Origin of the sequence: Paenibacillus sp. ACRSA (assembly GCF_022346845.1) — a bacterium.
In the GTDB taxonomy this organism is placed as follows: domain Bacteria; phylum Bacillota; class Bacilli; order Paenibacillales; family Paenibacillaceae; genus Paenibacillus.
In genome coordinates, this window is sequence record NZ_JAKRNP010000014.1 from 1 (window position 1) to 20810 (window position 20810).

A 20810-nucleotide genomic window follows, 5' to 3' on the forward strand; every position below is an offset into this window, starting at 1 on the left:
CTGCCAACGAATATGGGTGTAGATAACGTTGCGTTTGATGCAACAGACGGATTCGAGATTCAGCAAAAGGTATTGAAAGAGCTTGGTTACCCAGAAGTCAGAACACTACAGGACTATGAAAATGTGCTACGTGCTTATGTCGAAAAACACCCGACTATTGACGGTCAGCCAACGATTCCGCTGTCACTTAATGCAGATGACTGGAAAATTATGATTACAGTAACAAATCCAGCTGCTCAAACGACAGGTGGAGGTGGCGATGGTGAATATTACATTAACCCAGAAAATTATGAAGCCATGCTACATGTCAAGCGTCCAATCGAAAAAGAATATTTTCGCTGGTTGAACCATATGTACAATGAAGGACTGCTCGATAAGGATACTTTCGTACAAAAAGAAGATCAGTATAAGTCCAAAATTGCCAGTGGTCGTGTGCTTGGTCTCATTGATGCAGAGTGGGGATATTCAGATGCTGAGAATGCTCTGAAGGCTGCAGGCAAAGACGACAGCACTTATGCCCATTTCCCAGTCACATTGAATAAAGATATTAAGGATAATACCTTCCAGCCTACTGGCTTTGATGGCTATGGTATTGGGATATCAACATCAGCGAAAGACCCGGTGCGCATCATCAAATTCTTCGATTGGCTTGCTTCCGATGAAGGCCAAGTGCTTCGAAACTGGGGTATTGAAGGTAAACATTACAACGTAGTGGATGGCAAACGTGTTATTCCTGAAGAGATTCAGGATCGCAAAACAAATGATAATGCTGCATTCTCCAAAGAAACAGGTGTCGAGCTCTACTCCATCTTTAGTGCAAGATATGGTGATGGTGTGAAGGATGCAACGGATAATTATTACACGACAAGATTCCCGGAACAGATCATGGCAGGTTATACTGCTGCTGAGAAAGAGACGCTAAAAGCATATGGCATCGACACATGGAAGGGTCTATATCCACAAGAAGATGAATTCGAAATCAAAGAGTGGGGCGCGGCGTACAACATGCCAGTTCCATCGGATACAGATTACAACGTGCAGTACCAGAAAACACAGGACATCATCCGTAAACGTATCCCAGAAGCAGTGCTTGCTAAAAAAGAAAACTTCGATAAAGTATACGATGATTTCCTCGCAGAACTTGATCGAGCAGGTGCTGTAGAAATGGAGCAACAATACACGGTTTGGGTCAAAGAGCGTGTAGCACTCTGGACAGGTAAAGACGTTAAATAATACGTCTTAGTTGAAAGGCGATAGAACCGAAGAAAAGACCCTAGAATGAAGGGTCTTTTCTTCATTTTACTGTGATGTTTTACATTGACGCTCAAGGTGAAATCTCCTATAATTTTGTTAGTGTAAGCACTTTCAATGTGGTCTAAAATGAGTTTGTATTGCAGTAGCATAGAAGACGAATTTACGAATAGATTAGTGCCGTTAACACATTTACCGAAAACGTTTTATAAAATCGAACTAGAATAACATTACTTCAGGGACAGGAGCTATGTAATGACCTCACTAACGAAGAACACACAGCCGAATCGTTTATGGTATCGTCAGCCAGCAACCCGTTGGGAAGAGGCTCTTCCTATAGGAAATGGGCGTCTTGGGGGTATGGTCTACGGCGGCGATGTGGAAGAACGCATTCAACTGAACGAAGACACATTATGGTCAGGATACCCGCGCGACACAGTACAGTACAGCAGCCAGCGATATCTGAAGAAGACTCGTGAGTTAATTATGGCAGGACAGTATAGTGAAGCAGAAGAACTGTTGAACCGTGAAATGTTAGGGCGGGATGTTGAAGCTTACCAGCCAATGGGACACTTCCTATTGAAGCAGGAGCAGCTGATTGGAACCCCTGTACAGGACTTCGAACGAGAGCTTGATCTGGAAACTGGAATTGCAGCGACAAATTATATCTGTGATGGTGTTCGTTATAAACGTGAAGTGTATGCGAGTGCTACGGACGATGTAATGGTGTGTACGCTCTCAGCCGACCAGGCGGGAGCAGTGAACGTTAGCCTTTCACTAGACAGCCCACACCCATATACTTCACAAATCTCAGAAGAGGGCGTGACATTGTTCAGTCGTTGTCCCAGTCATGTTGAATCGAACTATCTCCGGGATCATCCTGAGTCCGTCATTTATGAAGATGACCGTGGAACCGCTTATGCTGTTAGTGTAAGTGTGAGTACCGTAGGCAGCAAGGCTCAGGTTGTGGTTGAAGAGGGTAACCTACGTGTTCAAGGAGCAGATCAGGTTGTGTTCTACCTGGCGGCTGCAACGTCATTTGAACGTTATGATGTCATGCCAGTGAAAGAAGGCGTGTTATTAGAGCAGACATGTCATGAGGTCATCGCAAAAGCCAAGTCCTTCAATCCTGAGCAGCTCAGGAAACGCCATGAGCAGGATCATAGTGCATTATTTGCAAGAGTTGATCTGAATCTAGGTATGACTGGCAATGGAGAATTGCCAACGGATGAGCGATTGTTAGCTTACCAAGAAGGGGCAGAAGACCCTGGACTGGAGGCTTTGTATTTTCAATATGGTCGTTATCTGCTCATGGCAAGCTCACGTCCTGGCACGCAACCAGCCAACTTACAGGGCATATGGAATCATCAGGTGGAGCCGCCGTGGCACAGTGACTACACGACGAATATCAACACAGAGATGAATTATTGGCCTGCCGAAGTCTGCAATTTGAGTGAATGCCATGACCCATTATTTGCGATGCTTGATGATTTGAGCCAGACAGGACGTAGAACCGCTCGTATCCATTATGGGGCTCGTGGCTGGACCGCACATCACAATGTGGATATATGGAGAACATCAACGCCCACAGGAGGCGATGCTAGCTGGGCATTCTGGCCAATGGGTGGTGTGTGGCTGACCGCCCATCTGTGGGAGCGATATTTGTTTACAGGAGATCAGCAATTCTTGGCAGAGCGTGCATACCCGATCATGAAGGAAGCAGCTCTATTCTGTTTAGATTGGCTTATTGAGGGGCCAGGCGGATATCTGGTCACGGCTCCGTCCACTTCACCGGAGAATAAGTTTTTGACTGAGGAAGGGGATGCTCGAAGCGTATCCATGGCTTCAACGATGGATATGAGCTTAATTCGAGAATTGTTTGACCGCTCTATCACTGCTGCGAAGCAGCTTGGACTAGATTCGGAATTAGCACAGCAGCTCTCAGAGGCGAAGAGCAAGCTATATCCTTTCCAGATTGGTAGCGAGGGGCAGCTGCAAGAATGGTTCCAAGATTTTGCCGAATCAGAGCCAGGACATCGCCATGTATCCCATCTATATGGGCTGTATCCGGGGGATCAGATCAATCGAGTGCATACACCTGAGCTTGTTGAAGCCGCACGTGTATCGCTTGAGCGTCGTATTTCACAAGGGGGCGGACATACAGGGTGGAGCTGTGCGTGGTTGATCAATCTATACGCGCGTTTGTTGGATCGTAAGCATGCTCATCAATTCGTACGTACCTTGCTTGCGCGATCGACTCATCCCAACTTGTTTGATGACCATCCTCCGTTTCAGATCGATGGCAATTTTGGAGGAACGGCCGGCATTGCTGAGATGTTACTGCAAAGTCACATGGGGGAGATCCACCTTCTGCCTACACTGCCTGAAGCTTGGGCGAGTGGTAGCGTGAAGGGGTTACGTGCACGAGGGGCTTATACGGTGGCTATGGTATGGGAGAACGGCAAGTTAGTGACAGCTGAAGTTACTGCAGACCACAGTGGTTCATTAACGCTTCGTAGTGCTTATCCTGTAAGCATTGAAGGACATGAGCAGAGCATGTCAGAGAGTACGGCGCAAGGCGATTACGTAACGACAATACGGATGACAAGCGGGCAGACGGTTCGTGTGTCAACAGAGACGGAGGAATAAACGATGACTATTTTTCAATTTCCGAAGGATTTCCGCTGGGGAACGGCAACCGCTTCTTATCAGATCGAAGGAGCTGCACAAGAAGGTGGGCGTGGTGTATCCATCTGGGATACATTTGCCCGTACACCTGGTAAAGTATTTAATGGAGATAACGGGGATGTTGCTTGTGATAGCTACCACCGCTATGAAGAAGACATCGAACTAATGAAAAAGCTTGGCATTAACACATACCGGTTCTCGATTGCTTGGCCACGTATTATTCCGGATGGGGATGGAGAGATCAATAGAGAAGGATTAGACTTCTACCATCGGTTCGTGGATAAACTGCTTGAAGCAGGAATTGAACCGTTTTGCACGTTGTATCACTGGGATCTACCGCAAACGCTGGAGGATGACGGGGGTTGGGGCAATCGTAGAACGGTAGACGCTTTCGTGAAATACGCCGAAGTGATCTTTAAAGAGTTTTCCGGAAAAATTAATTTCTGGCTGACTTTTAATGAACCGTGGTGTATTGCTTTCTTGTCCAATCTGTTAGGGATACATGCGCCAGGAAATCGTGATCTGCAAACGTCAATCAATGTTGCTCATGGATTGCTCGTTGCTCACGGCAAAGCTGTCCAATCCTTCCGTCGTTTGGGTATCACCGGACAGATTGGGATTGCTCCGAATGTGTGTTGGGCAGAGCCTTATAGCAAGTCTTCTGAAGATCAGGCTGCTTGTGACCGTTCGATTGCCTTGAATACGGATTGGTTCCTCGACCCAATCTACAAAGGCAGCTACCCACAGTTTATGGTGGACTGGTTCGCTGAAGCTGGTGCTACTGTGCCAATTCAGGAAGGTGACATGGAGATCATCTCACAGCCGATCGACTTGCTTGGCATTAATTATTACACAATGGGACTCAACCGCTTCAATCCAGAAGCAGGAGTGCTGCAATCGGAAGAAGTAGATATGGGGCTGACAAAGACGGATATTGGCTGGCCAATCGAATCCCGCGGCCTGTATGAATTTATGCACTACCTGCAAAAGTATGGAAATGTGGATGTATACATTACGGAGAACGGTGCTTGCATCAATGATGATCTGGATAATGGCAAAATTAATGATGATCGCCGGATTTCCTATTATGAACAGCATTTGGCTCAGATTCATCGGATCATCAATGATGGCATCAATCTCAAAGGCTACATGGCTTGGTCGCTGATGGATAACTTTGAATGGGCTGAAGGGTACCGTATGCGCTTTGGACTCATCCATGTGGATTACCGCTCACTTGTAAGAACACCGAAAGAAAGCTTCTATTGGTACCAAAATGTGATCAAGAACAATTGGCTGGAAACGCGTAGCTAAATGCAAGGAACATGAGGTAAGCTGGACTATAGAACGAATTCAGTCTGGATAAGCAATCATATGAAACGGTGCTCCGGTCAGACGGAGTCACCGTTTTTTTATTTCTTTAAAATTTGTACAAAAAGATTCACCGCAGGTCGTTCACTAATGTTTCAAAAGCTTGTTTGCAATTCCTGTTATGAAGCAGTGGTTTTTGGGTTATACATAACAAGAAGGTTAAATATGTACTTTGTCAACAGGTAAAAGATAAATAAAGTGTCCAAATTGAGAATAAAATTTGAACATTTGTTGACTAAAAATCATACTAATGTGGTATATTGGTATCAGTAAATAACTTACAAAAAGGGAAAAGGAAGTGTTTACTATGGCATCGAAGACAGCAATGGTAAGCCAATTGGAGCGCAAGGATAAAAATATGCGGCGCGCAGTCTTAACGATGACAGTTTTTGCCTGGATCGCGCTGATTACAGGCGTAGTGATGTGTTTGATCAACTTGAATGAATTTAATGACCGTAATCTTGGCTTGATGGTGGGTATTGGTTTCCTGGTTGGTAGCGTATTCATTTACGTTATTGCAAAAGCGATCGGATTAGTTCATACACGTCATGAAGACGAAGGTGCGGATTAATTATAATCTGCAGGTTATTCGTCCATACTAAGACTGGATAAGTAATCGGAATCCAGTCAATATAGCCCTTTGCGGATTCGTTGACCTATTCAACGAGACTGCAAAGGGCTTTATTTTTTTACGTGACATGTGATGTTTTATAATACGGAAATATCAAGTGTGCAAGTAATTTGTGAGAAAAAATTCACACATTTAGGGTGTAAAATCGACAAATTTGTTAACAAGAACAAAAAAGTTGCTCATTTCTGATATCTTTAGAAGGAATAGAGTAGTATACTGATTTTTCAGTATGAGCGAATTTAAGGAGAGGGGATCAAGATGAACAAGAAACCTAGGTCGCTAGCCCGGATTATTATTCCGGTTGTCCTGACGTTGGTTACCATCGCATTGATTGTCTGGCCAATGCTGGCAGGCGGGCAGTACGTTGTTCTGGATCCAAAGGGACCGATAGGCGCTTCACAGAGAGATTTGATCGTTATTACAACCATTCTGTGTGCTGTCATTATCGTTCCTGTGTTGATTTTGTCTGCAGTAATCGTATGGCGTTACCGCGACAAACCGGACAATAAAGCTGCATATGAGCCAAATTGGTCTCATAGTACCAAAGCTGAGGTCATTTGGTGGACGGTTCCAATTATCATCATTGGAATACTCGCTATTGTAACAGTTCGTTACACTTATGATCTAGAGCCTTCGAAGCCACTGGCTTCTGAGAAAGCACCTGTGACTATCCAAGTATCGTCATTGGACTGGAAATGGTTGTTCATGTATCCAGAGCAAGGGATTGCAACGGTCAATACGTTGAATATTCCGGCAGACCGGCCCGTGAAATTTGAACTTACCGCGGATTCACCAATGAACTCGTTCTGGATTCCGCAACTTGGTGGTCAGATTTACACAATGTCGGGTATGGCGATGACCTTGTACCTGCAAGCTGACCATGAAGGACAGTATTGGGGCTCAGGCGCCAACTTTACAGGTGAACATTTCGGCAAGATGCGTTTTGATGTGAATGCTACATCAGACGAAGAGTTTGACAACTGGGTAAGAGAAGTGAAGCAAAATTCCCAAGAGTTGACACAAGAAGGATACGATGCACTTACTGAACCTGGAACAAGCAATGTTGCTTATTACTCAGCCTTCCCAGAAGGTCTGTTCCAGAATATCGTAACCAAGTATGTTGTAGATGGTAATGGAGCTCATAGTAAGCACGGAAGCTCAAGTGAAGCTGCTGGAGCTAATCAAGCCACTCAAGAGTCCAATCAAGACGAGGACAAGAGTGCTAACTAAAGATTCGAAAGGAGAGCCCAATGTTAGAGACAATTAAAGAGTTTGCATCGGAGTTTTTCGTAACTGGTGATCCACTCATCTATGGTGCGATGGTATCGATCGGGATTACGATGATTGCTATTGTAGCGGTGCTAACTTATTTTAAAAAATGGGGCTGGCTCTGGCGTAACTGGTTAACTACTGTCGATCACAAGAAGATCGGTATTATGTATATCATCGCTTCCATTATCATGTTGTTCCGTGGTGGTGTGGATGCGCTGATGATGCGTCTTCAGCTAGCAATGCCTAATATGGATTTCTTACACCCTGAGCATTATAATCAGGTCTTTACAACTCATGGTACGATCATGATCTTGTTCATGGCGATGCCATTTATGTTTGGTTTATTTAACGTTATCGTGCCACTTCAGATCGGAGCGAGAGACGTTGCGTTCCCGTTCCTGAATGCACTGAGCTTCTGGTTGTTCTTCCTAGGAGCAATGCTGTTTAACCTTTCCTTCGTTATTGGTGGTTCACCTGACGCAGGATGGCTGAGTTATCCGCCTCTATCGGAGCTGTCGCACAGTCCGGGGGTAGGACAGAACTTCTATATATGGGGTATCCAAATATCGGGTATCGGTTCCCTGGCTACCGGTATCAACTTTATGGTTACCATCATTAAAATGCGTGCGCCAGGTATGCGTTGGATGAAGCTGCCGATGTTCACATGGTCAGTATTCTCCACTTGTATTATTATCTTGTTTGCATTCCCGATCTTGACTGTGACACTTGCATTGCTCTTCCTCGACAGGTTTGCCGGGGCGCATTTCTTCACACTTGATCTGGGCGGTAACCCAATGATGTATATCAACTTGATCTGGATGTGGGGTCACCCTGAGGTATACATTGTCGTCTTGCCGGCATTCGGTGTGTTCTCCGAGATCGTAAGTACGTTCTCGCGGAAAAAACTGTTTGGTTACAAATCGATGGTATTCGCGATGCTGATCATCAGCTTCCTGTCCTTCTTCACATGGGCGCATCACTTCTTCACGATGGGTTCCGGAGCGGACGTGAATGCATTCTTCGCAGTAACCACGATGTTGATTGCAATCCCAACAGGGGTTAAGATATTTAACTGGTTGTTTACGATGTATCGAGGAAGGATTCGCATGGCAACGCCAATGATGTGGACACTTGCCTTTATCCCTTGCTTTATCGTCGGGGGGATGACGGGTGTTATGTTGTCTGTTGCTCCTGCAGACTTCCAGTTCCACAACAGTTACTTCTTGATTGCTCACTTCCACCAAGTATTGATCGGTGGCGTTGTATTCGGATACTTCGCAGGTCTGTACTACTGGTGGCCTAAAATGTTCGGTTTCCAACTGGAAGAGAAACTGGGCAAATGGGCATTCTGGACTTGGAATATCGGTTTCTATGTCTGCTTCATGCCGCAGTACGCTGTCGGTCTGATGGGTATGACACGTCGTCTGAGCACTTACGGCTGGGACACTGGCTGGTGGGAATTGAACTTCGTATCTACGATTGGTGCATTCCTAATGGGTGTCGGATTCTTGTTCCAAGTTGCACAAATTGCAGACGGTATTCGCAAATACAAATCACTCAAAGCTTCTGGCGACCCATGGGATGCTCGTACGCTTGAGTGGTCGATTCCTTCACCAGCTCCTGAGTACAACTTCGCTGTTACACCTCGCGGAGATGATATTGATGAGTGGTGGGAAGAGAAAGAACGTCGTGCTAAAGGCATCTATCCGCCAGAGCAAAAACTCGAGCCGATTCATATGCCGAAGAACTCTGGAATTCCGTTCGTTATGTCTGTCTTCTGGTTCATTGCCGGCTTCGGCTTTGTATTCGGATGGCTGTGGATGGCGATTCTCGGACTTGCCGGCGTAGGTATCTGCATGATCGCCCGTTCATTCTCATACGACACGGATTATTACATTCCGGTTGACGAAATTAAGCGTACCGAAGCGTCGTTAAGGGGGTCGGTATAGATGGCTCAAGCAGCCGCTAAGCACGGTGAGAATCATGCACATGGTCATGATCATGGCCACCATGATCCACAGGAAATGAAAATTCTCGGTTTCTGGTTCTTCCTGATTTCCGACGTAATCTTGTTCTCCGTATTGTTCGCAACCTTCATTGTGTTGCGTGACAATACGGCGGGCGGACCAATTTTGTCTGACTTGATTAAAATGCCTGGTGTTATTGCTGAAACATTCCTCTTGCTCACAAGTTCATTTACGAGCGGACTTGCTGTTCTGGCAATGAACCAAGGTAAAGTTAAACAGTTGATTAACTGGCTTATCGTTACAGCCGTTCTAGGTGCAGGCTTCCTTGCACTGGAGATTTATGAGTTTGTTGAGATGGTTCACGAAGGATTCAGCTACACGACGAGTGCTGCTTCTGGCGCATTCTTCACCTTGGTGGGTACTCACGGACTTCACGTATCGCTCGGTCTGATCTGGATGATTGGATTGATGTTCCAACTGAAAAAGCGTGGAATTACCGATGTAACTCGCGGTAAAATCAACGTAATCAGCTTGTACTGGCACTTCTTGGACGTTGTATGGATCTTCCTTCTATCCATCGTCTATCTGATGGGGGTGATGTAGATGGCAGAGCACAACACACATGATTCCCATGGCCATGAACAACATGGCTCGCTGAAGTCCTATGTCATCGGTTTTATTCTCTCTATCGTTCTAACGATCATCCCGCTGGTGGTTGTTCTGAACGACATGATGGGTAAAACAGGAACAATGGTTGTTATTCTTGGTACAGCTGCACTTCAGTTTGTGGTTCAACTCTTCTTCTTCATGCATATTCGTGAAACAGAGAAACCACGCTGGAATGTTATGGCTCTCATTTTCGGGCTTCTGATGATGATGACCATCGTTATCGGCTCGATCTGGATCATGCTTAATAACGCAGTTGCACATTAAGTTTCAGACTCAAAAGGGATTTCCCGGTCTATCTATGACCGTGGGAATCCCTTTTTTTGTTTGGAGTTTTTTTCCTAAAACTCGAACCGTTTTATCTAGCTTAATGTGATTCCATCGAACGGATCGATTGATTGCACAAGTCAAACTTGTGAGGTTGTATGGATACGGATATCAATATAAATGTACATATTTAACTACATTGGTTGTTTTATTTTGAAAAAAAGGTACACAAAAGATATAAAATGAACTAAAATGAACTTATATGAACATCATTCAAATGACGAAGGGAATGGATTAAACATGGAAAACCGTTACGCTGCACACCCTAATGAAGTAAAAACATATGATACGTCTCGTCTGCGTGAGGAATTTTTGATGGAGCAGCTATTCGCTGTAGATGAATTAGTAACCGTATATTCCCATGTGGATCGTTATATTGTAGGAACGGCTGTACCACAGAGCAAGGATATTACGCTCGAAGTGAACTTGAAGGATATTGGAACGGACTTTTTCTTAGAGCGTCGTGAAATCGGTATCATTAATGTTGGCGGACATGGAACGGTAACCGCTGATGGTCAAGGCTATGAGATCGGTGCGAAGGAATGTCTATATATCGGACGTGGCGTTAAAGAGGTTCTGTTCAAGAGCAGCGACAATGCTCAGCCAGCACAATTCTACTTCGTATCAACACCAGCACACCATACGTATCCAACGGTAAAAGCTACACAAGAGCAAGCACAGCCTAACCATCTGGGCAGCATCGAAAGCTCGAATGAACGCACAATCTATCGTTATATCCACCAAGGCGAAGGCGGCATTCAGAGCTGTCAACTTGTCATGGGTATTACTGAGCTCAACAAGGGTAACATGTGGAACACCATGCCTGCACATACCCATAATCGTCGTTCCGAAGTATACTTATATTGGAATCTGCCAGAGGATGGCGTAGTGTTCCACATGATGGGTGAGCCAAACGAAACACGTCATCTGGTTGTTCGTGATCGTCAGGCGATCATTTCACCAAGCTGGTCTATTCACAGTGGCGTAGGTACAAGCAATTATACGTTCTGTTGGGCGATGGCTGGTGAGAACCAAACCTTCGAAGATATGGACGGCGTAGCAATGAAAGATCTGAAGTAATACACTGTATGTGAGACAGGTTAGTCATTTTAATTCAGTTATATAGGAAGTTGATTGTGATGAATCCATTGAAGCGACATGAGAAAATTATGGAGGCGTTGTTACAACGCCAGGAAGTGACCGTTAGTGATCTAAGTGAACTGCTGGAGGTTACGGGTAAGACGGTAAGGGAAGATCTTGCCAAGCTGGAGAGCATGGGTTTACTTGTCCGTGTGCACGGTGGGGCAATGTTGGCTCAGAACGACCAATATGGTATTCTGAACAGCCGCGGAGTCATTGAGAAACACCATCCGGAAAAAACGGAAATTGCCGAACGGGCACTTGCTTATATACGTCATGGAGATATTGTTGCATTGGACGGCGGAAGTACGACGCTAGAGATGGCAAGACGTATGGATAATCTCTCGTTGACCGTGGTCACGAATGACCTGTTTATTATTGCGGAGTTAACGAAGAAGGAACAGGTTCGGTTGGTTGTGCCAGGGGGAGCGCGAGTTCGAAATATGCTGGTAGGTGACGATACGGCTACCTTTATTTCGGGGCTTAATATCCATAAAGCATTTATCTCCACCACTGCACTTCATCCCGAGTTCGGATTATCCATCTATACAGGTGATCTCGTACCGTTGAAAAAAGCAATGATCTCAGCATCCCAACAAGTATACGGTGTTGTGGATCATCATAAATTCGGACAATTTGCCCTGAGAACCTTTGCGGATTGTTCAGAGCTTGATTGCATTATCAGCGATCATCGACTAGATGAAGAGACAGCGGCGCTATATAGTCAGAGCGGTGTCAAAGTGGATTATCAAAGTTAACTTAATTACGGTTTGCATATCATAACATGCGGAGGAATCACATATGAACTCATTTGATTTGAGTGGACAAGTTGCTCTCGTGACCGGAACATCTGGAGGGCTGGGACAAGGTATGGCGATCGGGCTGGCAGAAGCAGGAGCCGATGTTGTCCTGGTGTCCTATTCCAAACCTGTGGAAACAGCCAGTGCTATCGAGGCATTGGGACGCAAAGCTTATGTTATAGAAGCGGATCTGAGTATTGAGGATGAACTGTCTAAAGTGTTTGAAGAGGCACTATCCTTTCAAGGCAAAATTGATATTCTAGTGAACAACGCAGGTATCATTCGCCGCACACCTGCTGCAGATCATGGGCAGCAGGACTGGCATGATGTCATTGCGCTTAATTTGAATAGCGTATTTTTCCTAAGTCAACTGGCGGGTAGACATATGATCGAACGTGGTAGCGGCAAAATCATAAACATTGCATCTATGCTGTCCTATCAGGGTGGAATTAATGTACCTGGATATACAGCGAGTAAACATGGTGTTGCTGGTCTGACCAAAGCGCTCGCGAATGAGTGGGCAGGTAAAGGTGTACAGATTAACGCAATTGCACCAGGTTATATGGAAACGGACAATACAACGCAGATCCGGGCAGATGAGAATCGGTACCGTGATATTACAGCGCGCATCCCGGCTGGACGTTGGGGAACACCCGAAGACTTGAAAGGGCCGGTCGTATTCTTGGCATCTTCAGCCTCGGACTACTTGAATGGTCATGTACTTAATGTCGATGGTGGCTGGCTCGCTCGCTAGGTTTCCACCCATCCGATTATAAAGGAGACAAGAATGATGAAACTTGGTATTCTAGCGCATACGTTCGGTAAGCAGCCTACAGCACAGCTTGCGCAGACGATCGCAGATAACGGGTTCAATTCGGTGCAGCTTGCGCTTGCCAAAGCACTCTCCGATGTTGATTCTGCGAATGGCAAGTTAAGCCCTGGGCTGGCGAATGAAATTGGAGATCAATTTGCACAGCGCGGTGTGAAGATTGCAGTGCTCGGCTGTTATATTAATCCGATTGACCCCGATCCGGTGAGCCGACGTGCAGATATTGATCGATTCAAGGAACACCTAAGGTATGCTAGAGATTTCGGGTGCAGCATGGTTGCAACCGAAACGGGTGGTTTGGACACGTATCTCAGTACACATCCGGATACGTATGAAGAACATGCATGGAATGTATTGCGAGCAACAGTAGAGGAGATCGCGGAAGAGGCTGAGAAGTGGGGCGTTCATGCTGCGATTGAGCCTGTGTCGACGCACACATTGCATACGCGTGAACATATGGTGCGTTTGTTTGAAGAGATTCCTTCCTCCAATCTGGGAATGTTGTTCGATCCATGTAACTTGATTAAACAACATCATGTAGCTGATCAGGCGGGTTTTCTGCGTGAAGTAATGGAGACGCTGTATCAGCGCATCATTGTGATTCATGCCAAGGACGTGGCCTTCAATGCCCAAGGGGAGAAGATTAATCCTGTACCCGGTGCTGGTATTTTAGATTATCCGTTATTTTTTGAACTGTTGAAGCAATATAAGCCGCATATTGATATTTCATTAGAAGGTGTGACTGCGGAAGAGGCAGTACCAGCGGCTAAACATCTACGTGAAGTATGGAATGGCGTACGAGTATAAACGTTAGTTCTTGTTGATTCGCAGCAGGAATGAAGTGAGTGAAAATAACTAAGGAACCTTTGCACTAGCAAAGGTTTTTTGGTATACCAAGACGATGAATGCTATATTTATAATTTCTCATCGGAAAAATCGGAAATAATTCTTTTCAAATACGACATCTTGTGAGAGAATATGGAAAACATACGCCACCAAGTGAGTACATCCAGAGATTCAGAGACGTATACCTAAGGGAGGATACAGATTTTATGTCAAACGAACGTGAGCTTTCATTTGAGACATTGGCAATTCATGCAGGCCAGGAAATAGACCCTACAACACATGCACGTGCTGTACCTTTGTATCAGACAACATCTTATGGTTTCCGTGACACTGAACATGCTGCCAATTTGTTTGGATTGAAAGAGTTTGGCAACATCTATACACGTCTGATGAATCCAACAACGGATGTATTTGAGCAACGCATTGCAGCACTGGAAGGTGGAGCAGGAGCTTTGGCTACAGCTTCAGGTCAGGCGGCAATCACCTTCTCACTTCTCAATATTGCTGGCGCAGGTGATGAGATTGTGTCCTCCGCAAGTCTCTATGGAGGAACGTACAACTTATTCTCTACAACACTGCCGAAGCTAGGAATCGACGTGAAATTCGTGGATTCTAATGACCCTGAGAACTTCCGGGCAGCAATTACGGAGAAAACAAAGGCATTGTTCGCTGAAACGATTGGTAACCCTCAAGGGAATGTGCTAGATATTGAAGCTGTCGCGGCGATTGCTCATGAACATGGTATTCCGTTGATCGTAGACAATACGTTCCCAAGTCCATATCTGCTTCGACCGATTGAGCATGGAGCAGATATTGTTGTGCATTCGGCTACGAAATTCATTGGGGGACATGGTACTTCTATTGGTGGCGTCATCGTGGACAGCGGAAAATTTGATTGGAAGGCAAGTGGGAAGTTCCCGGGTCTAACTGAGCCAGATTCCAGCTACAATGGCGTCGTGTACACGGAGGCTGTTGGACCAATCGCTTATATTATCAAAGCACGTGTCCAGTTGTTAAGAGACATCGGTGCAACGATCTCACCTTTCAACTCATGGCTGCTACTGCAGGGACTGGAGACACTTCACCTACGTGTGGAACGTCATAGTAGTAATGCACTAGCGGTTGCAGAATATCTAGAGAAACATGAAGATGTATTATGGGTAAGCTATGCAGGTCTGCCAAGTCATGCATCGTATGAACTCGCACAGAAGTATCTCCCGAGAGGTCAAGGCGCGATTTTAACCTTTGGTATCAAAGGTGGGGTAGATGCAGGACGTAAACTGATCGAGAATGTGAAGCTGTTCTCTCACCTTGCGAATGTGGGTGACTCGAAGTCTCTGATTATTCACCCAGCAAGTACAACACATCAGCAACTATCAGAAGATGAGCAGACAGCAGCAGGTGTTAATCCAGAGCTGATTCGTTTATCGGTGGGTACGGAGAATATTCAAGATATCTTGTATGATCTGGAGCAAGCAATCCAAGCAAGTCAACAAGCCAGCGTTAGTGTATAAGTTCGTGTGAAGTTTAGCTGCTCGTGTTGAATATATGAAGAAGATATTTGCTGGAAGCCAGATAAACTAATATGTCTCATTTGACCTCTAAGACAAAAAAACAAACTTAAGTCACCATCCTTATGGATCAGTGGCTTTTTGCTTTTTTCGTGGAACAACTGTGAGAATCCCCATTTACAAATTTCAATTACAGGCATATAATAACTAAAAGTTGGTTGAGGTAAAAATAATTGCATAAGTACAAAAATGATTATCATTCTCATTTGATCACCATGCTGCTGCGGGATTCCCGCAGCAGCATGTGTCATTTTTAGGGCATTAACAATGGATCTCATTCTCAATACAACGCATCTTTGGAATACGAAATCAGCAAGATAATTCGTTCCAACATTCAGAAAGGACAGTGATGAACATGCAAGCTATATATCAACCCACTCACAAGCAAGTTAAGGAAGAGAAGAGCTCAACGAATACGCCTAATCCAAACCGTGATCGTAGGCCGAACTTTCGAGTGATGCTCCGCAACAAGGAGATGCAGGCAGCACTAGGCAGTGGACTCATGATGTTAATTGCCTGGAGTACAGCTTCGTGGTCTCAGCCATTATCCATCATGATATACATTGTGGCTTATGCTTTGGGAGGTTGGACAAAGGCAAAAGAGGGAATAGAGACTCTGATCAAGGATCGAGATCTGGACGTGAATTTACTTATGATTGCAGCATCGCTTGGGGCTGCGGCGATTGGGTACTGGAATGAAGGAGCAATGCTAATCTTTATTTTTGCACTTAGTGGAGCCTTGGAAAGTTATGCGACAGAACGTAGTCATAAGGATATCTCATCCTTACTGGCGTTGAAACCTGAAACAGCACTCCGTATTGAGGAAGGACAGATGAATCTTGTTGCGATTGATGAGCTACAGCCTGGCGATCTGCTGTTAGTCAAACCAGGAGAAATGGTGCCTGCTGATGGGGTTGTGTATCGCGGAAGTTCTTTTATTAATCAATCATCAATTACCGGGGAATCATTGCCAGTGGATAAAGGTGCTGGTGACGAGGTGTACGCTGGGACAATGAACGGTGAAGGTGCATTATATGTCGAAGTTACCAAGTCAGCTGAGGGCTCACTCTTTGGCAAAATTATTAGATTGGTTGAGGAGGCGCAGGCGGAAGTCCCTGATTCACAACGTTTCATCGAACGATTTGAAGGCATATATGCGCGCATCGTTGTGCTCGTGACATTATTGATTATCGGGGGAACACCGTTATTGTTTGGCTGGACGTGGGGGGATGCTTTTTATAAAGCGATGGTGTTTCTGGTTGTAGCGTCTCCTTGTGCACTCGTATCTTCCATTATGCCGGTAATGTTATCCGCAATGTCCAGCAGTGCCCGTCGAGGAATTTTATTTAAGGGTGGGGCACATGTGGAGAATCTGGCTCAGACCCAAGTGGTTGCTTTTGATAAAACAGGAACATTAACGATGGGCATGCCTCAGGTCACGGACATCGTAACAGCAGAAGCTTATGATCGTACCCAAGTGCTTGCTGCTGTAGCAAGCATTGAGAATCTCTCGATGCATCCTCTCGCTCGCGCCATTGTAGATCAGGCGATGCTTGAGCACATTGAACTTCCACAAGCCGAGCAGGTACAGACACTAACCGGTTGGGGCATTGAAGGTACGGTGAATGATGTACATTGGAGAATTGGGAAAACAGATGAGATTGATAAAGATGCGGATACCCGTTGGTATGATGAACGTGCTCGTCTAGAGGGTGAAGGCAAGACGGTATCTGTGGTGACAGCAGACGGAAAAATTGTAGGGCTAATCGCGATGCGGGATACGGTTCGTCCACAGGCAGCAACGGCTGTAAGAAAGCTTAAAGCGATGGGTGTACATGTAGCGATGCTGACAGGTGATCGTGCAGAGGCAGCTACTGTTATTGCACGTGAAACTGGAGTAGATATCGTCTATGCGGATCTGTTCCCCGAAGATAAGGTGAAGCAGGTACACGCTTTGCGCAAGCAATATGGCCAGGTGTTGATGGTCGGCGATGGCGTTAATGATGCCCCTGCACTTGCCGCAGCGACGGTAGGAATGGGCATGGGGGTATCCGGAAGTGGTACGGCACTAGAGGTAGCTGATGTTGTGTTGATGAATGATCGTATCGAGGAAATTGCATGGGTGATTGTGCAAGCTCGACGTGCGCAGCGGACTATTAAGCAGAATATGGTGTTTGCAATTACCGTTATCCTTGCATTAATTGCCGGAAACTTCCTTCAAGATGTAGCATTGCCTCTAGGCGTTGTGGGGCATGAAGGCAGTACGATTTTAGTTATTTTAAATGGTCTTAGATTGCTGCGTTAAGGTCACGATTCACAGTGCAATTGCATTGCGAGACGAGGACTTGAGAAAGGAGCTTGGCGCCTTCTATGATGAATTAGAGAAATTCAATGTGGAATTGATTCGATTTATTCAATCTTGATTCGGCAACGTATAGTCACTTACAATGAATTCCAACTATTTCATGGAATCTTCATTTATGGCCAAAAAGAGAACCCAATCGGCAGCGGTGAGCTGTTGGATCGGGTTCTCTTTTTTTGATCTCATATATACGTTATACGTTATGAAATGTGTTATGTGTGGAACGTGCGATTTGCTTTTTCGGTGGATTAAGTGATCTCCTAGAAAAGTACATGTTCAAAAGGGTTGGTTCTCAACCTCTAGAAAAGTTCAGTCAGACCAATCATGGTGATAAGTCCGAGTAGGAATGAGACGGTTGCGACTCTTGCATTGCCATCCCCGTGGCTTTCGGGAATTAACTCTTTGTAGACAATGAACATCATAGCTCCAGCTGCGAAAGCCAGACCATACGGTACAAGACCTTCAACCAGACTGCTCAGCGTATATCCGATCATTGCTGTAATAATCTCAACGGCTCCCGTGAGAGTAGCAATGCCCAGTGCTTTGAAGCGACCAATGTTCTGATTAACGAGGAAAAGGGCGACAAGGAACCCTTCAGGTGCATTTTGCAAACCAATGGACAACGCGATCAGGTTACCTAGACCAGCATCACCACTGGCGTAGCTAACACCAACGGAGAGTCCTTCCGGCAAGTTATGCATCGTAATCGCCGCGATAATCATGAAGGCTTTGGCTTCAATTTTGAATGGCATCTTCTCGGGATTTTCCAAATCCACATGCGGAATCTTCATCTCTAACACGAGTAAAACCATACTACCGAGCATAATGCCCACAGCCAGTACAAATAGGTTCGATTGACCAAGTGCTTCAGGAATCAGATTGTAGACGGAGGCAGAGGTCATTATACCAGCTGCGTACGCCAGCAAAATATCACGGAGTCGATGTGTTACTTTGCGCATAAATAAAATGGGTATGGCGCCAAGGCCGGTGGACATGGCCGAAATAAAGCTGCCAAGGAGTGCTTCGTTCATGCTTCTATTTTCCCTCCTGATGAAGACTTCTTCATAATCGCTGCAGAGCATTGACACCTTACACAAAAGAGATCATAATGAACAACAGATTAGAATGATTATAAATTAGAATTCCGTTTCTGCATAGGGCAATTGTCATAACAGTCCAGTCATGTGGACATGATCTGGGCTCTCATTTTTAGTGTATGCAAAGGCGTTTGCTTTTGATGCTGGAGAGTCGAACCTTTTTGTAGAAACCGGGGGAGGAACTATACATGTATAAATCAATTATTATTGGAACAGGTCCTGCGGGATTGACAGCAGCAATTTATCTGGCACGTGCCAACTTGAGCCCACTCGTTATTGAAGGACCACAACCTGGTGGTCAATTGACAACAACAACAGAAGTTGAGAACTTCCCAGGTTTCCCTGATGGAATTATGGGTCCTGAATTGATGGATAATATGCGTAAACAAGCAGAACGCTTCGGTGCAGAATTCCGCACAGGCTGGGTGAATAACATCGACATGAGCGAGCGTCCATTCAAAATCCAAGTTGAAGGTATGGGAGAACTCGTATCGGAAACGCTGATCTTGTCTACAGGCGCATCTGCTAAATACCTTGGCATTCCTGGTGAAGAAACCAATGTTGGACGTGGTGTAAGTACTTGTGCAACATGTGACGGATTCTTCTTCCGTAACAAAGAAATTATCGTTATTGGTGGCGGTGACTCCGCACTCGAAGAAGCAAGCTTCCTGTCCCGTTTTGGCTCCAAAGTAACGTTGGTACACCGTCGTGAGGAACTGCGTGGCTCCAAAATCATGCAGGATCGTGCACGCAGCAACGAAAAAGTAGAGATGGCTTTGAATCGTACTCCGCTTGAAGTACTTGCTGGTGAGAATGGTGTAACTGGACTGAAAGTGCTGAACAACGCAACAGGTGAAGAAGAAGTGATCCCTGCGAGCGGTGTATTCGTAGCGATTGGTCATACGCCTAACACAGGCTTCTTGGGTGGACAGATCACAACTGACGAGCATGGTTACATTTTGACAACACCAGGCACTTCCGAGACGAACATCCCAGGTGTATTCGCTTGTGGAGATGTACAGGATACTCGTTACAAACAAGCCATTACAGCAGCAGGAAGTGGATGTATGGCGGCAATGGATACAGAGAAATATATCGAGAGCTTGGAGCACACTGCAGTTTCTCTGTAAGAATCTGCTGAATGCTGTATGAAGCAAGATGGCTAGATCAATAAATATAAAAAATAACTAAACTATATGAGGTGAATAGATCATGGAAAACGTAATTGTATACACATCGACTAACTGCCCGAACTGCAAATCGGTTAAGAGTTTCTTGGCTGATAAAGGTATCGCTTATGAAGAGCGTAACATCGAAACTAGCGATGAATTCGCACAACAAGTATGGGACATGGGCGTACGTGCTGTACCACTGACTGTTATCGGCGAACATCGCATCCTGGGAATGAACAAAACACAATTCGCTAAAGCATTGGACGCATAAATCAGACGAATCGTCTGAGCGTTACAGGGTGGAAGACGTAAGATAATCTATAGCTATTCCGGTTCGCGCGAGCCGTTTGAATATAAATATACGAGAGAAGCCTTAGTCCAGATTAGGATTAAGGCTTCTTTTGTTCGTTCTGCTTCTAAACAGGTGATTACATGAAAAATCCCCTTCTAGTAGCAATTCAGAGACATGATCACATGCCTTATGAATAACTGCAGAAGAGGATTTTGCGTTGCGTGTGTTACATCAAGTTATTGTTCATCTAGAAAAAGATACTCATAAAGGTCTGAAATATTACATACACCACTAAGCCTGACAGCATGTACATGAAACCAGCCTTTTTTTTGCTCTGAAATAACCGGAGTATGCCAAGGCTGAACATTGGCGCAAGCACGATCAGGAACAGGAGTACGGTGACAAACATTTGCGCCGAGATATCTGAGGTATCTACGTAGGTCACAGGTGTTCACTCCGTTTCGTTATAGGGAATAACATAACGACGTACATGTCGCCATGACAAAAATCACATATATTCATTATACCCCT

The 20810-nt window shown here is 45.3% G+C and carries 18 protein-coding genes; 16 read left to right on the top strand and 2 right to left on the bottom strand.

From position 1 onward, the window contains the following. The 14 genes from MH215_RS25045 to MH215_RS25110 all read left to right on the top strand — a co-directional run. The coding region (locus MH215_RS25045; protein ID WP_239293775.1) for an extracellular solute-binding protein at positions 1 to 1233 on the top strand (1233 nt) is incomplete at its 5' end. A 273-nt stretch (positions 1234 to 1506) separates the two neighbouring features. Next, positions 1507 to 3900 carry a glycoside hydrolase family 95 protein gene (locus MH215_RS25050; protein ID WP_239293776.1) on the top strand — a complete coding sequence of 798 codons (2394 nt, stop codon included), beginning with the start codon at positions 1507 to 1509 and terminating at the stop codon, positions 3898 to 3900. A gap of 3 nt (positions 3901 to 3903) precedes the next feature. Beyond that, positions 3904 to 5250: a GH1 family beta-glucosidase gene (locus tag MH215_RS25055; protein WP_239293777.1), complete on the top strand. Its 1347-nt coding sequence runs from the start codon at positions 3904 to 3906 to the stop codon at positions 5248 to 5250. Between the two features lie 364 nt (positions 5251 to 5614). Next, positions 5615 to 5878: a hypothetical protein gene (locus MH215_RS25060; protein WP_056693273.1), complete on the top strand. Its 264-nt coding sequence runs from the start codon at positions 5615 to 5617 to the stop codon at positions 5876 to 5878. Positions 5879 to 6196: 318 nt separating this feature from the next. Further along, positions 6197 to 7168 (top strand): ubiquinol oxidase subunit II, encoded by a 972-nt coding sequence (cyoA, locus tag MH215_RS25065; RefSeq protein WP_239293778.1) that lies wholly within the window; start codon positions 6197 to 6199, stop codon positions 7166 to 7168. Positions 7169 to 7188: 20 nt separating this feature from the next. Beyond that, positions 7189 to 9159 (top strand): cbb3-type cytochrome c oxidase subunit I, encoded by a 1971-nt coding sequence (locus tag MH215_RS25070; protein WP_239293779.1) that lies wholly within the window; start codon positions 7189 to 7191, stop codon positions 9157 to 9159. Next, a complete protein-coding gene (gene cyoC / locus MH215_RS25075) occupies positions 9160 to 9780 on the top strand; it encodes a cytochrome o ubiquinol oxidase subunit III (protein ID WP_056693279.1) in 621 nt (206 codons plus the stop codon). Next, positions 9781 to 10110, top strand: a complete 330-nt coding sequence (gene cyoD / locus MH215_RS25080) for a cytochrome o ubiquinol oxidase subunit IV (protein WP_056693282.1) — start codon at positions 9781 to 9783, stop codon at positions 10108 to 10110. 300 nt (positions 10111 to 10410) lie between these two features. Beyond that, a complete protein-coding gene (gene kduI / locus MH215_RS25085; RefSeq protein ID WP_239293780.1) occupies positions 10411 to 11250 on the top strand; it encodes a 5-dehydro-4-deoxy-D-glucuronate isomerase in 840 nt (279 codons plus the stop codon). 59 nt (positions 11251 to 11309) lie between these two features. Continuing rightward, on the top strand, positions 11310 to 12068 hold the full coding sequence (locus MH215_RS25090) for a DeoR/GlpR family DNA-binding transcription regulator (protein ID WP_239293781.1): 759 nt from the start codon (positions 11310 to 11312) through the stop codon (positions 12066 to 12068). A 43-nt stretch (positions 12069 to 12111) separates the two neighbouring features. After that, on the top strand, positions 12112 to 12864 hold the full coding sequence (gene kduD, locus MH215_RS25095) for a 2-dehydro-3-deoxy-D-gluconate 5-dehydrogenase KduD (protein ID WP_145051738.1): 753 nt from the start codon (positions 12112 to 12114) through the stop codon (positions 12862 to 12864). Between the two features lie 33 nt (positions 12865 to 12897). Next, on the top strand, positions 12898 to 13746 hold the full coding sequence (locus MH215_RS25100; protein ID WP_145409853.1) for a sugar phosphate isomerase/epimerase family protein: 849 nt from the start codon (positions 12898 to 12900) through the stop codon (positions 13744 to 13746). Between the two features lie 245 nt (positions 13747 to 13991). Continuing rightward, on the top strand, positions 13992 to 15299 hold the full coding sequence (locus tag MH215_RS25105; protein WP_239293782.1) for a homocysteine synthase: 1308 nt from the start codon (positions 13992 to 13994) through the stop codon (positions 15297 to 15299). Between the two features lie 412 nt (positions 15300 to 15711). Continuing rightward, a complete protein-coding gene (locus tag MH215_RS25110) occupies positions 15712 to 17661 on the top strand; it encodes a heavy metal translocating P-type ATPase (RefSeq protein ID WP_239293783.1) in 1950 nt (649 codons plus the stop codon). Between the two features lie 356 nt (positions 17662 to 18017). On the opposite strand, the gene MH215_RS25115 is transcribed toward MH215_RS25110, so the two are convergent. Continuing rightward, positions 18018 to 18749: a ZIP family metal transporter gene (locus MH215_RS25115; protein WP_239293784.1), complete on the bottom strand. Its 732-nt coding sequence runs from the start codon at positions 18747 to 18749 to the stop codon at positions 18018 to 18020. A gap of 254 nt (positions 18750 to 19003) precedes the next feature. Between MH215_RS25115 and trxB the strand changes: the two genes are divergently transcribed. After that, positions 19004 to 19945, top strand: coding sequence for a thioredoxin-disulfide reductase (gene trxB, locus MH215_RS25120; RefSeq protein ID WP_056693304.1), 942 nt, complete (start codon positions 19004 to 19006; stop codon positions 19943 to 19945). A gap of 82 nt (positions 19946 to 20027) precedes the next feature. Continuing rightward, complete coding sequence (locus MH215_RS25125; RefSeq protein WP_056693307.1) at positions 20028 to 20258, top strand: glutaredoxin family protein; 231 nt, start codon at positions 20028 to 20030, stop codon at positions 20256 to 20258. Between the two features lie 268 nt (positions 20259 to 20526). On the opposite strand, the gene MH215_RS25130 is transcribed toward MH215_RS25125, so the two are convergent. After that, complete coding sequence (locus MH215_RS25130) at positions 20527 to 20724, bottom strand: hypothetical protein (protein WP_056693310.1); 198 nt, start codon at positions 20722 to 20724, stop codon at positions 20527 to 20529. Positions 20725 to 20810 lie beyond the last annotated feature (86 nt).

Coding starts and splice junctions, on each gene's coding strand:
- kduD (WP_145051738.1), top strand. CDS start 12,112: ATGAACTCATTTGATTTGAGTGGACAAGTTGCTCTCGTGACCGGAACA.
- MH215_RS25115 (WP_239293784.1), bottom strand. CDS start 18,749: ATGAACGAAGCACTCCTTGGCAGCTTTATTTCGGCCATGTCCACCGGC.
- MH215_RS25060 (WP_056693273.1), top strand. CDS start 5,615: ATGGCATCGAAGACAGCAATGGTAAGCCAATTGGAGCGCAAGGATAAA.
- cyoC (WP_056693279.1), top strand. CDS start 9,160: ATGGCTCAAGCAGCCGCTAAGCACGGTGAGAATCATGCACATGGTCAT.
- trxB (WP_056693304.1), top strand. CDS start 19,004: ATGTATAAATCAATTATTATTGGAACAGGTCCTGCGGGATTGACAGCA.
- MH215_RS25110 (WP_239293783.1), top strand. CDS start 15,712: ATGCAAGCTATATATCAACCCACTCACAAGCAAGTTAAGGAAGAGAAG.
- MH215_RS25070 (WP_239293779.1), top strand. CDS start 7,189: ATGTTAGAGACAATTAAAGAGTTTGCATCGGAGTTTTTCGTAACTGGT.
- MH215_RS25055 (WP_239293777.1), top strand. CDS start 3,904: ATGACTATTTTTCAATTTCCGAAGGATTTCCGCTGGGGAACGGCAACC.
- MH215_RS25050 (WP_239293776.1), top strand. CDS start 1,507: ATGACCTCACTAACGAAGAACACACAGCCGAATCGTTTATGGTATCGT.
- cyoD (WP_056693282.1), top strand. CDS start 9,781: ATGGCAGAGCACAACACACATGATTCCCATGGCCATGAACAACATGGC.
- cyoA (WP_239293778.1), top strand. CDS start 6,197: ATGAACAAGAAACCTAGGTCGCTAGCCCGGATTATTATTCCGGTTGTC.
- kduI (WP_239293780.1), top strand. CDS start 10,411: ATGGAAAACCGTTACGCTGCACACCCTAATGAAGTAAAAACATATGAT.
- MH215_RS25090 (WP_239293781.1), top strand. CDS start 11,310: ATGAATCCATTGAAGCGACATGAGAAAATTATGGAGGCGTTGTTACAA.
- MH215_RS25100 (WP_145409853.1), top strand. CDS start 12,898: ATGATGAAACTTGGTATTCTAGCGCATACGTTCGGTAAGCAGCCTACA.
- MH215_RS25105 (WP_239293782.1), top strand. CDS start 13,992: ATGTCAAACGAACGTGAGCTTTCATTTGAGACATTGGCAATTCATGCA.
- MH215_RS25125 (WP_056693307.1), top strand. CDS start 20,028: ATGGAAAACGTAATTGTATACACATCGACTAACTGCCCGAACTGCAAA.